This is a genomic window from Clostridium transplantifaecale (assembly GCF_900626075.1).
Lineage (GTDB): Bacteria > Bacillota > Clostridia > Lachnospirales > Lachnospiraceae > Otoolea > Otoolea transplantifaecalis.
Genome location: NZ_UYZY01000002.1, coordinates 170,371 through 184,781, shown reverse-complemented (window position 1 = coordinate 184,781; position 14,411 = coordinate 170,371). Strand labels below are relative to the sequence as shown.

Sequence of the window (14,411 nt, the reverse complement as noted above, 5' to 3'; positions counted from 1 at the left end):
AGAAAGAGACGCCGGAAGCAAAATTCGGCGTCTCTTTTCAAAATACAAATGCTCATTTTTGGGCACATATCGCTCACAAACGGGCGATTTGTTTGCTCAAAAATGAGCACCTGCAAGTATCAGGACTTATGGCGAGGGGAAAAGCCCCCCATTTTACAACGTTTACAACACTTTTTCACTACCTTTGAAAAGTTGGCACGCAAGTTGCTTATTATATAAATGTAAAGAAAAAAACTGCGGACACCCGCGGAAAAAACGGTGATACTGTCATTCGGCTTTGTATTTCACCGGAAAATAAAATTATATAATATGGAGGAAGGAACATGAAGTTTGGAGTACTGAAGGATATCAAAGTTGGGGAGTACCGTGTAATTGCCACACCTGCAGAGGTAAGCATGATTGCAATGGATGGCCATGAGGTTTATGTGCAGAAGGGCGCAGGCGAAGGTTCCGGTTTCAGTGATGAAGCTTACGCTGCCGAGGGCGCAAAGCTGGTTGATACAAAGGAAGAGATTTATAAGGAATGTGATTTTGTTGCCAAGGTAAAAGAATTCGAGCCTTGTGAATACGGCCTGCTCCGCGAGAATCAGATCGTGTTTACCTGTATCCATCCGGCAGCCCACCGCGAAGAGGTTCAGGCAATCCTGGACAGCAAATGCATCGCTTTCACTGCAGAGGATTCCCACCGCTACGGCTCACCGAACTGTGAGGCGGCAGGCAAGCAGGGCGCTCTGATGGGCCTGGAATCACTTCTGGCCATCAACGGCGGCAAGGGCAAATTCGTCAATGGTCTGGGCGGAGCGCCCGGCATCAAGGCGCTGGTGCTTGGCGGCGGCATTGTTGGTAAATCCGTTGCTTCCGTTCTTCATTCCCTGGGAGCCTGGGTAACTGTAATGGATATCAATATCGGAACACTCCGTGAGATTGGAAAACAGTTTAACGAGGAAGTAAATACTCAGATTTCCAACCGTTATAATATTAAGAAACTTCTTCCTGAAGTTGATGTGGTTTACAACTGCGTTAAATGGCCGAAAACGGCAAAAGAGTTCCTGATTGACCGTGAGATGGTGCGTTCCATGGAGAGAGGTTCCGTTATCGTTGATATCAGCAATGATGTGGGAGCCATTGAAACATTCCATGAGACAACCCATGCAGACCCGCGTTATATCGAGGAGGGAGTTGTACATTACTGCGTAAGCAACATCCCGGGAGCTATTTCACAGTCCACTTCCATCGCATACGCCGCTTCCGTGCTTCCTCACTTCAGAAGCATTATGAACAACGGAGTAGCCGAGGCTTGCGCAAGGGACGGCTTCCTGAGAAGAAGCCTTACCGCATACAAGGGTTACCTGACACATGAGGAAACCAGCGGAATTCAGGGAAGACCATGGATTCGTCCGGAAGACATTTTAAATATTGCGGATAAAAAACTGGATCCGGCTCCGGCGGCAACCAGTACGAAATCCGATAACTTTATTAAACTCTAAGAAACTTAAAGGAGGATACGGGGATGAACCATAATCTGGACTTTTTATTTCTGACGGAGGCCGAGGCCGTGGAGGCGGGAGCGGGCGACGTACATACCTGCATACAGGTGATGGATGAAGTATTTGATCTTCTGGGACAGGGAGATTATCTGATGGGTGCCCCAAATCATAACTCCCATGGAATTAAAATTTATTTCCCGAAAGAGACGGAGTTCCCGGGAATGCCGGTAAAGGGGCCGGATCGGAGATTTATGGCCCTGGTGGCTTATCTCGGAGGCCGTTTCCACGTCTGCGGCGAGAAATGGTACGGTTCCAATCTTGCCAACCAGGATAAAGGACTTCCACGCTCGATTCTGACTACGGTGCTAAATGATCCCGATACGGGAGCGCCTATTGCCATTATGTCCGCAAACGCCCTGAGCGCGGCGCGGACCGGGGCTATCCCGGCAGTGGGAGCTAAATACTTTGCGAAAAACCAGGCTCAGGTGCTGAGCGCCATCGGTATCGGCGTGATAGGAAGAGCCTGTCTGGATTCCCTGATGGATGTCCTGAAGACAATCCGGGAAATCCGCATCTGCGACATTGATATGGAGGCCGCTTCCCGGTATGCCGAAGAACTGAAAGAGAAGTACGGTGTGGCGGTGAAGGTGGCCGGTTCCGTGGAGGAGGCGGTCAGAGGCAGCGATGTGATTAATGTGGCCACATCGGGCAGCGTGTCTCCCCGCATCGAAGACGAATGGCTCGGCGAGGGCGCTCTCTTGACCCTGCCGGCCAGCGCGGATATCAGTGAGTCACTGATGAAGAGTTCGCGTATCGTGGTTGACAACTGGGAGATGTACGAGGCATATGCGGAAGAACTGGGTAATGTCCCTGGCGGTTTTGCAAAGAATTTGAGCGGCATCTGCGGATTCATGATGGATCTGGTCTGGAGCGGTAAAATCCGGAAGGAGGATATCACCGGACTGGGAGATGTGGCGGCAGGCAAGGCGGAAGGCAGGCTTAACGACAGGGAAAAGGTGATATTTATCATGGACGGGATGCCGATAGAGGACTTGGCGTGGGGCCATACCATTTACCGGAATGCACTGGAAAAGGGAATTGGAACAAAGCTGAATCTCTGGGGAGAACCCTGATACAGAAGACAGACGGCCCGGGTATGCGGGGTAATTCCCGGGCCGGTAAATACGAATACAGGAGGGTTATATGAGTGTAAATGATTTTTTACTTGATTTTGCGTTAGCGTCGCTGTTTATTATGATCGGGCAGTTGATCCGTGCAAAGGTAAAGGTAGTGCAGAAATTCTTCGTTCCGGCCAGTATGATTGCCGGTTTTATCGCACTGGCGCTAGGAAGCCAGGGACTGAATATCCTGCCGTTTTCCGAAGGGATTGGTTCTTACGCCGGTGTGCTGATCATCGTAATTTTTGCAGCAGTCGGAATCAACGGATTCTCATTTTCAAAAAATGATTTCCGATCGGAAGTGGACCGAATCGGTTCCTACTTCTCCTATAAAGTACTGGCCCAGGTTATCCAGTTCAGCCTTGCTCCGCTGTTTGCAATCCTTGTGATTTCCAAATTGTTCCCGGACATCAACTACGGCTTTGGCCTGCTTCTGGCAGCCGGTTTTTCAGGCGGTCACGGAACGGCGGCGGCAGTTGGTTCCACCTTCCAGAGACTGGGAGATCCGGACGCCATGGATATCGCAATGACATGCGCTACAGTAGGAATTCTCTCCGGTATTTTCGGCGGCCTCTTCTTTATCAAGATGGGTACAAAGAAAGGCTGGACAAAATACATTAAGAGCTTCCAGTATATCTCCGGTGACTTAAAAACCGGTCTGATTCCAAATGAAAAACGTAAATCCATGGGTGTGGAGACGGTATCTTCCATGGTCTTAGATCCTCTGGCCTGGCATCTTGCTATTCTTCTGGTGGCATCCGGCGCAGGCATGCTTCTTAATAAATGGATCCTTAGTGTGACAGGCCTTGATTTGCCGACCTATCTGGTTGCTTTCCTGATTGCCATCGCCATGTTCCTTGCATTTAAGAAGGTGGGAGTCAGCAAATACATAGATGAGAACATAATCAGCCGAATCTCGGGAACTGCCACGGACTATCTTGTATTTTTCGGTATTGCATCCATCAAGATTTCGGTCATTATTAAATATGCGGCTCCGTTGGCGCTTCTGCTGCTCTGCGGTATAGTCATCGTAGTGATTACTTTAATGTTCTTCGGCCCTGCTATGAACAAGGGGAGCTGGTTTGAGCGTTCCATCTTCGTATTCGGTTATTCCACAGGTGTATTCGCTATTGGATTTATCCTTCTTCGTATCGTGGATCCGGATAATCTGTCCAAAACTCTGAATGATACGGCTTTCGCCGCGCCGTTTACGACGCCGATTGAGATGTTTGCCTGGTCCGTAGGTCCAATGATGCTGCTAAATGGAAACCACTGGAAGTTTGTCGGCATTTATCTGGCAATACTGGCGGCCTGCATAATTGCCAACATTGTATTCAAATGGTGGTGGCTGAAGCTCCCGTTAGACCGTCCCGCTGAAGGGGAAGAGTGATGGGGAAAAACCGTCTGTCGAACGCGGAATGAACGGCGGAGAGGTCTAAGTTATGAAACGGAACAGGGCATCTGACATATTGTAATCCCATCCAAACTCTGATACTATTTTCTTAAGTGTTGTTTTTAGCTATTTTATGGAAACAGGACGGGGAAACAGAGCAAAGGGGGATGTAACTATGGAATTGATGGAAAAACTGTTCCACGGAAAAGGATATATTGACGGTATTACAATTATAAACCTGGAAGGAGAGATTCTGTTCACAGCCAAGCTGAACAACAAGCTCTCCAGCCAGGAGGAGAATTATGATCTGGTCGGTAAAAAGTTTCTAGATGTCTACGAAAATCTGGATCCGAAGACGAGCACGACCATCAAAGCCATGGAACTGGGACTGCCGGTTTATGTGGAGAACCAGCTTCTGAAGGCTGAGGGACAGGAGGGGATTCGTATCACCTCTCTGTCCATTCCAATTAAAAGCGGTAAGAGAATCGTCGGCGCCATTGATCTGTCCATGCAGGAAAATGCAGCGGAGACAGAAGATTCGGAGCGGATTGAGTTAAGTTCTGCCTTTTTTCCCATAGGCGGTTCGGGAAAGCTGCTCAGCCGTGACACGGCCACCTTTACAATCGGTGACATTATCGCGGTGGATGAAAAGATGCAGAAGGCCAGGGAGTATATAAAAATTGTCGCTGCCTGTGATCTGCCTGTCATGATATACGGTGAGACGGGGACTGGCAAGGAAGTGTTTGCCCAGGCGATCCACAACACCAGCGCCAGAAAGGGGAAACCTTTCATCGCCCAGAACTGCGCCGCCCTTCCTGACACACTGCTTGAGAGCATTCTTTTCGGAACGGCTAAGGGCGCTTTCACGGGTGCTACGGAAAATAAGGGCCTGTTTGAATTGGCGGATGGCGGAACACTGTTTCTTGACGAGATTAACTCTATGCCGATCCACCTTCAGTCCAAGCTGCTGCGTGTTCTGCAGGACGGGCATTTCAGAAGTCTGGGAGCGAGGGATGTCAAGACGGTGGATGTGAAGATTATCGCCGCCATCAATACAGAACCGCTGAAAGCGATTGAGCAAGGAAACCTGCGCCGTGATATTTATTACAGGCTCAGTATGATGTCCATTACAATTCCTCCGCTGCGGGAGCGGAAGAAGGATATTGCGCATTTTGTCAAATTTTATGTAAACAAACATAATACGACGTTTAATAAGAAGGTACAATACGTTTCAAAAGAGCTGATAGCAAGGCTGGAGGAATATGACTGGCCCGGCAATGTCCGGGAACTGGAGCATATCATTGTCTACGGTATGAGTATGGTAGGTGAGAACAGCAATATGCTGAAGCTTGAGGACATAGAGGATAAATTCAACGAAATGACAAGTACTCCAAAGGAAAATGCGGAGGAGGGAAATACCCTTTGCTCCTCTTTGCGAGAGGCGGTCGATGATTACGAGAAGAGCATCATTGTCCGGACGATGAAGGTCACCAGGGGCAATATCTCGGAGGCTGCCAAAATTCTTGATATACCCAGGCAGACCCTGCAAAGAAAAATTCAACAATACGGAATCCTCCGTTAAGTGCCTTCGGGACGCGTAAGCCCGGAAGGAAACCTTTAGCGAGGAAATTTTTCAGGGCCGGCGGGGAGAAAGGCATAACAACATGAGCGGAAAGATTAATAAAGGATCAGTAAGAGACGGACTGCTTCTGATTATAGGAGCGTTTATATACAGTGCAGGCACTCAGAGTTTTATTGTGCCGGCTAACATTGCACCCGGAGGAGCGGTCGGTATCGCCCTGATGATCAATTATATTACCGGACTGCCGGTGGGGCGGATGACCCTCATGGTCAATTTACCGCTGCTCATCCTGGCATGGTTTTATTTAAGCCGGCGGTTTGCCATCCGCACAGCGGTGGCCTGCGGAATCTGTTCTTTTATCCTGGATTATGTGGTGGCGCCGATATGTCCGCTTTACATGGGGGACAGGATGATGAGCAGTCTCTACGGCGGAATCCTGGTAGGGATCGGAATGGCATTTATATTCATGGCCGGTTCCACGACGGGAGGGAGCGATGTGGCCGGATATCTGATGCAGAAGAAATATCCCCATGTCCAAATCGGACGTGCGCTGCTGATAATAGACGGGATTATTCTGTCGCTCTCCACATTCGTATTCCATAATGTAGATGCGGCGCTGTTTGGCATGATCAGCCTGTATGCACAGACAAAAGTGATCGACACCATCATTTACGGAGGTGATGCGGGGAGCAATGCATCCATTATCACAAGCCGTGCCGATGAGATTGCAAAGCGCATTATACAGGAATTAGACCGGAGCGCCACGATACTTCCCGGAAAAGGGGCATACAGCGGCCAGGATACTACGGTTGTCCTGTGTACGGTGAGAAAATCGGAGTTTTCCCGCCTCAAGAGAATTATCCAGGAAACAGACGAAAATGCTTTTGTCATGGTAACGGAGACGACGGAGGTATTCGGGCTGGGATTTAAGGACTTTTCGGATGCGGTACAGTAAAACATGATAAACCAATTATTAAAGAGTGTATGTGCTTCGGCATATGCACTTTTTTCTTTTATTCTGGAATAGTAATCCGGAAATTAAAAAGTACGTCATGGAAATTTAAGGATATTGTCATCGGGATGATCGGTTTATGTGATAGAATTACAAAATATATAAGTTAATTCTATATGCCATCCCGTATTCTGTGCCATATGCGCTATGGAATCCGGAAGATAGGCGGATACAGGAGGAAAGCCTGTACCCAAAATGGAAGTCAATTTACCCGGAGTAAAAGAAAGGGAGAGCCATCTATGAAAAAAACTGTAAAGATTGTTTTGATTACCGTTATCGCGGTGTTCCTTCTGATTGGGGGAGCTGTTCTGTTTTTTGTTTCCAATTGGACAGAGAGGACGGTAGTAAAAGACATTGCCAAATATGAAGCATATTTTGGACCGGAGGGAATCCACAGGACGGAACACGCCGATATTAAAAAGAAAACAGGTGAGTCCTACCTCGTAATTAATGATATTTTCCCGGAAAAGCTGCCGGAATCAGCCAAAACGGAAGACTTTTACTATGAGTATTATAATCCCTGGGACCCATGCTACCTGGGTTATCTGGTCTATACCTGCGATGAGGAGGACTACGAAGCGGAGACGGCCCGCCTGAAGGCGAAACAATACCCGAAACATGATTTGATTTACGGAGCCACCGGGTTCAACTATCCCGTCCTGGCCGTCAGCGCCAGTGACTATGGTTATATTTATGCAATAGCGGATGAGGCAGGGAAAAGGCTGATTTATGTGGAATTGACATTCTGTAACGGCTTTACCGATATAGATTATGAGAAAATAATCCCGGAACAGTATCTGCCGGGGGGATTTGATGCAAAAAAAGAGATTTAGTTTAGTTGAGATGCGAGGACGCCTCTGTAAGATGGCGGACGGGGGAGTGGGAGGTTGGATATGAGTCTTCAGTCCCGGTTGGTAGGGTGTGGTGAGGGGGAATCCAGGAGAAAAAATTCCTGCGGGGACTCGCTCCCGCTGGTGGAATGCGCAGCGGATGCTAGCTTCGTGTAAGACCTCAGCAAGCACCGGCGGATTCCAAGGTCCCCTTCGGAAAGTTTTCTCCTTCCTTCCCCGGGCAGGTGGTCGGCGGGACTGAAGACTAAGGGAAGGTTGTTGCCCCGTCCGCCGGCTTCAGGGGCTGATTGTCTCTTTCGTCAAGTGGGGTGGTGGTATTTGTCGCTTCCACGATATAGTCGCAGCTATTTAACATTCTGACGAAATCCTGGGCTGCATAAAAAGAGTATTAGAATAAATACTCTAAGATTATAATCTTATAAGTTTCCATAGTCTCATAGTGAACAGAATGTAGTTTTCAGGCATCTGGGGAAACGTAGCGGCAGCGACAAGTGCCTCCCCCCCTTGAAGAAATAGGACAGATCAGCCGCCGCAGTCCGGGGGCCGGGCAGCCGTCTTGGCTGGGTCTTTCGTCCCGGTCATAACCTTCCTGCGGGGAAGAAGGGAGAAAAAGATTCCGGAGGGAACCTGGGAGTTCATTGGTACTTACCGAGGTCTTTTCGAGGTTAGTACCATTATGTACTCCAACGAGCGCAAGCGTTTCCCGCAGGAACTTTTTCTGCCCGGATTCCCCGCCCGCGACCACCTGACGCCGGGACGAAAGACGCATCGATCCCCCTCACCACCCCGGTCCCCGGCCTGACGGCGGCGTCCTCATTTCTCAACCACCCCCTATTTTATCTCTGATTCAGATACTCCATAATCCCCATATGTATAGTCCATGCAACCCGGTCCTGATAATCTTCGGAATTCAGCATTTTTGACTCGCTCCAGTTGCTCAGAAAACCGCATTCCACGATGACGATAGGACATTTCACATGAAGGAGAAGATAGTAATTGTCGTTTGCTTTGGCAAGTCTCGTATTTTTTTCACCCAAAACGTAATCGAACCGTTTCTGTATTTTTTCGGCCAGTTTTTTTCCTTTATCTGAGCCTTTATAGTAGAATACCTGACCGCCCGAGATGGCCTCCTGATGGTAGCTGTTCTGGTGGATACTGACTACGATGTCGGGATCGGTTTCCGCAATCGTCTGGCAGCGCTGTTTCATATCCGCCATTTTTTTGCTGCTGTCGCTGGACTTATAGAGCCCCTTGTCATCATCCCTGGTCAGCACAACGTCCACATCGGACTGCTCCAGATACTCCTTGACCTTGAGCGTAATCGCCAGGTTGATATCCTTTTCGAGGCTCCCGTCCACACCCACTTTTCCCGGGTCATTCCCGCCGTGCCCGGCATCCAGCACGACAACGGGCTTCTCCTTTCCGATATGTACGCTGGTCCCGGACACAGACAGGCCCGCGTACCGCGTCATCATAAAAATACCGGCCAGCAGCACAAATCCGGCTGCCGCCTCTACTGTAAGCCGCTTTGCTATCCGTTTTAACACATTTTCACCTGAAATCAATAACGGTTATAAAAAGTATATTCCGGGATTTGCTGTTCATGCAGGATTAAAGGATGTTTAGTTGGGAGAGGGGGCGTCCTCATTTCTCAATTCCCTCCTTAGATTCTCTTGCACCCCACCCGCCCATGTGCTATGATAAAAAACAAAAATATTTGTTTACTTTATTATAGAAAGAAGACGCAGCAGTGAATACAAAAGTATTAAAAGTGTCAGATGAAGGAAATTTTACAGGCGAAGAGCTTGAATATCTTAAAGAAGCGGCAGAAATATTGAAACACGGGGGACTTGTCGCGTTCCCGACGGAGACGGTTTACGGCCTGGGAGCCAATGCGCTGGATGAGAAGGCCGCCAGGAAAATATATGAGGCCAAGGGAAGACCCTCGGACAATCCCCTGATTGCCCATGTGGCGGATTTTGAGGGGATTGAACCCTTAGTCAGCCGGATACCGGAGATGGGGAGAAAGCTGGCCGAGGCGTTCTGGCCGGGACCGATGACCCTTGTATTTCCCAAGAGCGCTCTTGTGCCTCTGGGAACGACGGGAGGGCTTGATACGGTGGCAATACGGATGCCGTCCGATCCGGTGGCGAGAATGCTGATCCGGCTGGCCGGGGTGCCGGTGGCGGCTCCCAGCGCCAATACATCGGGGCGGCCCAGTCCGACGAGGGCGGAGCACGTTTATCAGGATATGGAAGGCCGGATTGAGATGATTATCGATGGCGGTCCGGTGGGGATCGGCGTGGAGTCCACAATTGTGGATGTGACGGAAGAGGTGCCGGTGCTTCTGAGGCCGGGTGCGGTGACCATGGAGATGCTCGAATCGGTGGCCGGGGAAGTCAGGGTCGACCCGGCGATTCTTGGTCCGGTAAGTCCGGATTTAAAGCCGAAGGCGCCCGGAATGAAATACAGGCATTATGCCCCCAATGCGGATCTGACATTGGTTGAGGGGCCGCAGGACAGAGTGGTCTCTGAGATTAACCGCCTGGCGGCTGAAAAGCTTTTAGAGGGATATAAGGTAGGAATTATCTGCACCGATGAGACAAGGGACTCATACCCCGCTGGGATGGTGAGGAGCATAGGCCAGAGGGCGAAAGAGGAGACGGTTGCCCATAATCTGTACGCCGTCCTCAGGGAATTTGATGATTTAGGAGCCCAGTATCTGTTTTCGGAAGGATTTCCGGCCGATCATCTGGGACAGGCGATTATGAACAGGCTCAACAAGGCTGCGGGATACCGGATAGTAAAGGTTTGGCCGGAGGCTGAACTGTAACCAATAATTAACATGAACTTTGAAGGACACGGGAGGTTATAATGGAAGAGAAGCAGGTAAAGATACGGGGAGGGCTGCATATGTCGGATAAGAGGAATGACTATATCACGTGGGATGAATATTTTATGGGCGTAGCCAAGCTTTCCGCAATGCGGTCCAAGGATCCCAGCACACAGGTGGGGGCCTGCATTGTCAGCGATGATAACAAAATCCTGTCCATGGGATATAACGGCTTTCCGAAGGGATGCCCGGACGATGAATTCCCATGGGGAAAGGAACATGAGTCGGATGATCCCTACAATGCAAAATATTTTTACACCACCCACAGCGAGCTGAATGCAATCCTGAATTACAGGGGCGGCAGCCTGGAGGGCAGTAAGCTTTATGTGACGCTGTTCCCCTGCAACGAGTGTGCAAAGGCAATTATCCAGGCCGGAATCAAAACCCTGGTATACGACAGCGACAAATACGGCAACACACCGGCGGTCCGCGCATCCAAGCGTATGCTGGATTCGGCGGGGGTCAGATATTATCAGTATAACCATACGGGAAGAAAGATAGAGGTTTCATTATAAAATGAAATTTTTACTGGCGGCAATCAACGCAAAATATATCCATTCCAATCTGGGAATCTACAGCCTGATCAAGTATGCGCAGGATATGTTTGCAAGCAGGAAAGCGCAGGGGGAGGAGCTTCCCGGGATACAGATAGAGATGGGGGAGTATACCATCAACCATCAGATGGAATTGATATTACAGGATATTTACAGACGCAGTCCAGATGTGGTGGGATTTTCCTGCTACATCTGGAATATTCTTTATGTGAAGGAACTTGTCAGGGATTTGAAAAAGGTGCTGCCGCAGGTGCAGATCTGGCTCGGCGGCCCGGAGGTTTCCTACGATGCGGAAGCGGTCCTCAGAGAACTGCCGGAGGTAAAGGGAATTATGGCAGGTGAGGGGGAAGAGACCTTTTACCACCTGGTGGAGCAGTATATGTCGGAAGAACACCCAACTCTTCTGTCCGCGCAGCCGGGACTGATCTTCAGGGACAAGGACGGCAGCATTCATACCGGGACGGCTGCTCCCCTGATGGATTTGAGCCGGATCCCTTTTTCCTACGGGAGCCTGGAAGGGCTGGAACACAGGATTATTTACTATGAGAGCAGCCGGGGCTGTCCTTTTTCATGCAGTTACTGTCTTTCCTCCATTGACAAGACGGTGCGGTTCCGGGATTTGGACCTGGTGAAGAAGGAACTTTCCTTTTTTCTGGACAGGCGCGTGCCCCAGGTGAAATTTGTGGACAGGACTTTTAACTGTAAGAAAAGCCATTCCATGGAGATTTGGAAATTCATCCTGGAGCATGACAACGGAGTGACGAACTTTCATTTTGAGATATCGGCGGACCTTCTGGATGAGGATGAGATGGCGCTGATGCAACGGATGAGGCCGGGATTAATCCAGCTTGAAATCGGCGTCCAGACCACGAATCCCGATACCATCCGGGAGATTCGGAGGAAGATGGATCTCGTGAAACTGGAAAACAACGTGCACCGGGTCAACAGCTTCCGCAATATCCACCAGCATCTCGACTTGATTGCCGGTTTGCCTTATGAGGATTATGAGAGCTTCAGAAAATCATTTAACGATGTATACCGCATGGAGCCGGAGCAGCTTCAGCTGGGATTCCTGAAGGTGCTGAAGGGCTCTTATATGGAGGAGATGGCCGGTGAATACGGCCTGCTCTATAAGTCGCAGCCGCCCTACGAGGTACTTTCCACCAGATGGCTCAGTTACGGTGATGTAATCAGGTTAAAAGGCGTGGAGGAGATGGTGGAGGTTCACTATAACAGCGGACAGTTCAGAACGGTTCTGAAGGAACTTGTGAAGGAATTTGACGAGCCTTTTGACCTGTTCCAGGCGCTCGCGGACTACTATGAGGAAAACCGGATTACGGGAATCAGCCACAGCCGCCTGGCCCGTTATGAGATTCTGTTCCGTTTTATCAATGAAAATGTCCCGGATATTCAGAATGGGAAAAAGGCGGAGCGGTACCGTGATCTTTTGATGTACGACCTCTACCTCAGGGAAAATGTGAAGAGCCGCCCCTCATTTGCAAGGGAACAGTCACCGTTTAAGGAGGCTGTAAAGCAGTTTTTCATAGGCGAGGCGAAATGTCCTTTCCTTTTGAAAGGATATGAGGAGTACGATTCCAGGCAGATCAGCAAGATGGCCCATGCCGAGGGGATGGGAGACGGCAGCGTGGTTCTGTTTGACTATAAAAACAGGGACGCCCTGTTGGGAAACGCCAGATCGTTCAGGCTGGTCATGAAAGAAGGCGCCCTTATACCAGCAGAAATTTGACAAACTAAACTACACAGGAGGTAACCGATGCCGAGGGAGACAAAGGCACAGAGGGATGAGCGGGTCCGGAGGATTCTGGAACTGCTTGATCAGGAATATGGGACAGACTACCGCTGTTACTTAAACCATGAGACACCGTGGCAACTTCTGATTGCGGTGATTATGAGCGCTCAGTGCACCGATGCCAGGGTGAATATTGTAACGGCCGATCTGTTTAAAAAATATGACACACTGGAGAAATTTGCAGACGCCGATTTAAAGGAGCTGGAAAAGGACATCCACTCCATCGGCTTTTACCATATGAAGGCAAAAAATATTATCGCCTGCTGTAAATCGCTTGTTGAAAACTTTGGCGGGGAAGTTCCGAGAACCATAGAAGAGCTCACTTCCCTCGCCGGGGTGGGCAGAAAGACCGCCAATGTAATCCGGGGAAATATTTACGATGAGCCGAGCATTGTGGTGGACACCCATGTAAAGCGGATTTCCAGAAAACTGGGGCTGACAAAAGAGGCGGAACCGGAAAAGATTGAATATGATCTGATGAAAGTTCTGCCGAAAGAGCACTGGATTTTGTGGAATATCCAGATTATCACACTAGGCAGAAGCATCTGCATCGCCAGAAGCCCCAAATGCAGCGAGTGCTTCCTGAGAGAGAACTGCCCCGGCGCGGAGACAGAAAAGGTTAAAAAGAGCCGGAAAAGTACAAAATAACAGTTTAGGAAATGTTATTTTTAAATAATGAGAGAAAGCAGGAATAAATTTGGAAGAATCTGCACACATAATAAGGGAAGAAATGATTTCCCGGAAGCAGACGGCCGGAGCTTTCTGCGGCAGCCCGGATACTTACGTGGCAGTCGACCTGGAGACAACCGGTCTGGATCCGAAACACGATAAAATCATCGAGATTGGCGCCGCCCTTGTTTTGGGAGGCGAAGTCGTGAAGACGTTTTCCACCCTCGTCAATCCCAGGAGAGAGTTGGATGAACGGATCGAAGAGCTGACCGGCATTACCTCGGATATGGTGGCCGATGCACCGGATATCAATGAAGTGATCGGCCGTATGGTGGACTTTTGCCGGGACCTTCCACTTCTGGGACATAATATTATCTTCGATTACAGTTTTTTGAAGCGGGCCTCCGTCAATCAGGGACTGTCTTTTGAAAAAAAAGGAATCGATACGCTGACGATCTGCCGCCGGTTTATGCCGGAGGAGGAAAGGAAGAATCTGGGTAATGCCAGCCTTTATTACGGAGTAAAACAGGAGGGCGCCCACCGCGCCATGGCGGATGCCCTGACGGCCCATTTACTCTACCAGGCCGTCAAAAAAATACATTTTTCCACAATGCCGGAGGCATTTTCCTGTAGACCTCTGGTATATAAGGTGAAAAAAGAGCAGCCGGCGACAAAAAAGCAAAAAGAAGTCTTGCGGGATTTACTAAAATATCATAGAATAAACGTATCTGCGCAGATAGACTACCTCTCCCGGAACGAAGTTTCGAGGATGACGGATAAAATTATCTCACAGTATGGAAGAATAAAAAGAGGTGATAAGGAATGTTTAACTTCAGTGATAAAAGGACAAGGAAAGTAGTATCTTCCGTTGTTATTATCGTTATAGTTCTCGCAATGGTAGGTGGAACTATACTTGCCGGTTTATCAATGGCAATGTAAACCGCACATTTCGACAGGACGCGGGAGCGCGTCATAAGCGTTA

Annotated in this window: 12 protein-coding genes; 11 read left to right on the top strand and 1 reads right to left on the bottom strand. The window is 49.3% G+C overall.

Annotation, left to right across the window (positions count from 1 at the left end):
- The first annotated feature begins 323 nt into the window (after positions 1-323).
- The 6 genes from EJL91_RS06530 to EJL91_RS06505 all read left to right on the top strand — a co-directional run bounded on the left by EJL91_RS06530 (position 324) and on the right by EJL91_RS06505 (position 7,485).
- A complete protein-coding gene (locus EJL91_RS06530; protein WP_125141177.1) occupies positions 324-1,487 on the top strand; it encodes an alanine dehydrogenase in 1,164 nt (387 codons plus the stop codon).
- Positions 1,488-1,510: 23 nt separating this feature from the next.
- Positions 1,511-2,620: a tyramine oxidase subunit B gene (locus EJL91_RS06525; RefSeq protein ID WP_125141176.1), complete on the top strand. Its 1,110-nt coding sequence runs from the start codon at positions 1,511-1,513 to the stop codon at positions 2,618-2,620.
- 70 nt (positions 2,621-2,690) lie between these two features.
- Entirely contained in the window at positions 2,691-4,055 is a 1,365-nt protein-coding gene (locus EJL91_RS06520; RefSeq protein ID WP_125141175.1) for a sodium/glutamate symporter, read from the top strand.
- Between the two features lie 178 nt (positions 4,056-4,233).
- Entirely contained in the window at positions 4,234-5,640 is a 1,407-nt protein-coding gene (locus EJL91_RS06515) for a sigma-54 interaction domain-containing protein (RefSeq protein WP_125141174.1), read from the top strand.
- A gap of 82 nt (positions 5,641-5,722) precedes the next feature.
- Positions 5,723-6,595 carry a YitT family protein gene (locus EJL91_RS06510; RefSeq protein WP_125141173.1) on the top strand — a complete coding sequence of 291 codons (873 nt, stop codon included), beginning with the start codon at positions 5,723-5,725 and terminating at the stop codon, positions 6,593-6,595.
- Positions 6,596-6,891: 296 nt separating this feature from the next.
- A complete protein-coding gene (locus EJL91_RS06505) occupies positions 6,892-7,485 on the top strand; it encodes a hypothetical protein (RefSeq protein WP_125141172.1) in 594 nt (197 codons plus the stop codon).
- Between the two features lie 854 nt (positions 7,486-8,339).
- On the opposite strand, the gene EJL91_RS06500 is transcribed toward EJL91_RS06505, so the two are convergent.
- Positions 8,340-9,050 carry an N-acetylmuramoyl-L-alanine amidase gene (locus EJL91_RS06500; protein ID WP_125141171.1) on the bottom strand — a complete coding sequence of 237 codons (711 nt, stop codon included), beginning with the start codon at positions 9,048-9,050 and terminating at the stop codon, positions 8,340-8,342.
- 203 nt (positions 9,051-9,253) lie between these two features.
- Here EJL91_RS06500 and EJL91_RS06495 point away from each other — a divergent pair, with 203 nt between their 5' ends.
- The 5 genes from EJL91_RS06495 (at position 9,254) to EJL91_RS06475 (ending at position 14,288) form a co-directional block, all read left to right on the top strand.
- A complete protein-coding gene (locus EJL91_RS06495) occupies positions 9,254-10,336 on the top strand; it encodes an L-threonylcarbamoyladenylate synthase (protein ID WP_125141170.1) in 1,083 nt (360 codons plus the stop codon).
- Positions 10,337-10,416: 80 nt separating this feature from the next.
- Positions 10,417-10,911: a deoxycytidylate deaminase gene (locus tag EJL91_RS06490; RefSeq protein WP_125142082.1), complete on the top strand. Its 495-nt coding sequence runs from the start codon at positions 10,417-10,419 to the stop codon at positions 10,909-10,911.
- 1 nt (position 10,912) lies between these two features.
- Positions 10,913-12,697: a B12-binding domain-containing radical SAM protein gene (locus EJL91_RS06485; RefSeq protein WP_125141169.1), complete on the top strand. Its 1,785-nt coding sequence runs from the start codon at positions 10,913-10,915 to the stop codon at positions 12,695-12,697.
- Positions 12,698-12,724: 27 nt separating this feature from the next.
- The gene (gene nth, locus EJL91_RS06480) at positions 12,725-13,408 is read left to right on the top strand and encodes an endonuclease III (RefSeq protein ID WP_125141168.1); all 684 of its coding nucleotides are present in this window, start codon (positions 12,725-12,727) and stop codon (positions 13,406-13,408) included.
- A 49-nt stretch (positions 13,409-13,457) separates the two neighbouring features.
- Entirely contained in the window at positions 13,458-14,288 is an 831-nt protein-coding gene (locus EJL91_RS06475) for an exonuclease domain-containing protein (protein ID WP_125141167.1), read from the top strand.
- Positions 14,289-14,411: the final 123 nt, after the last annotated feature.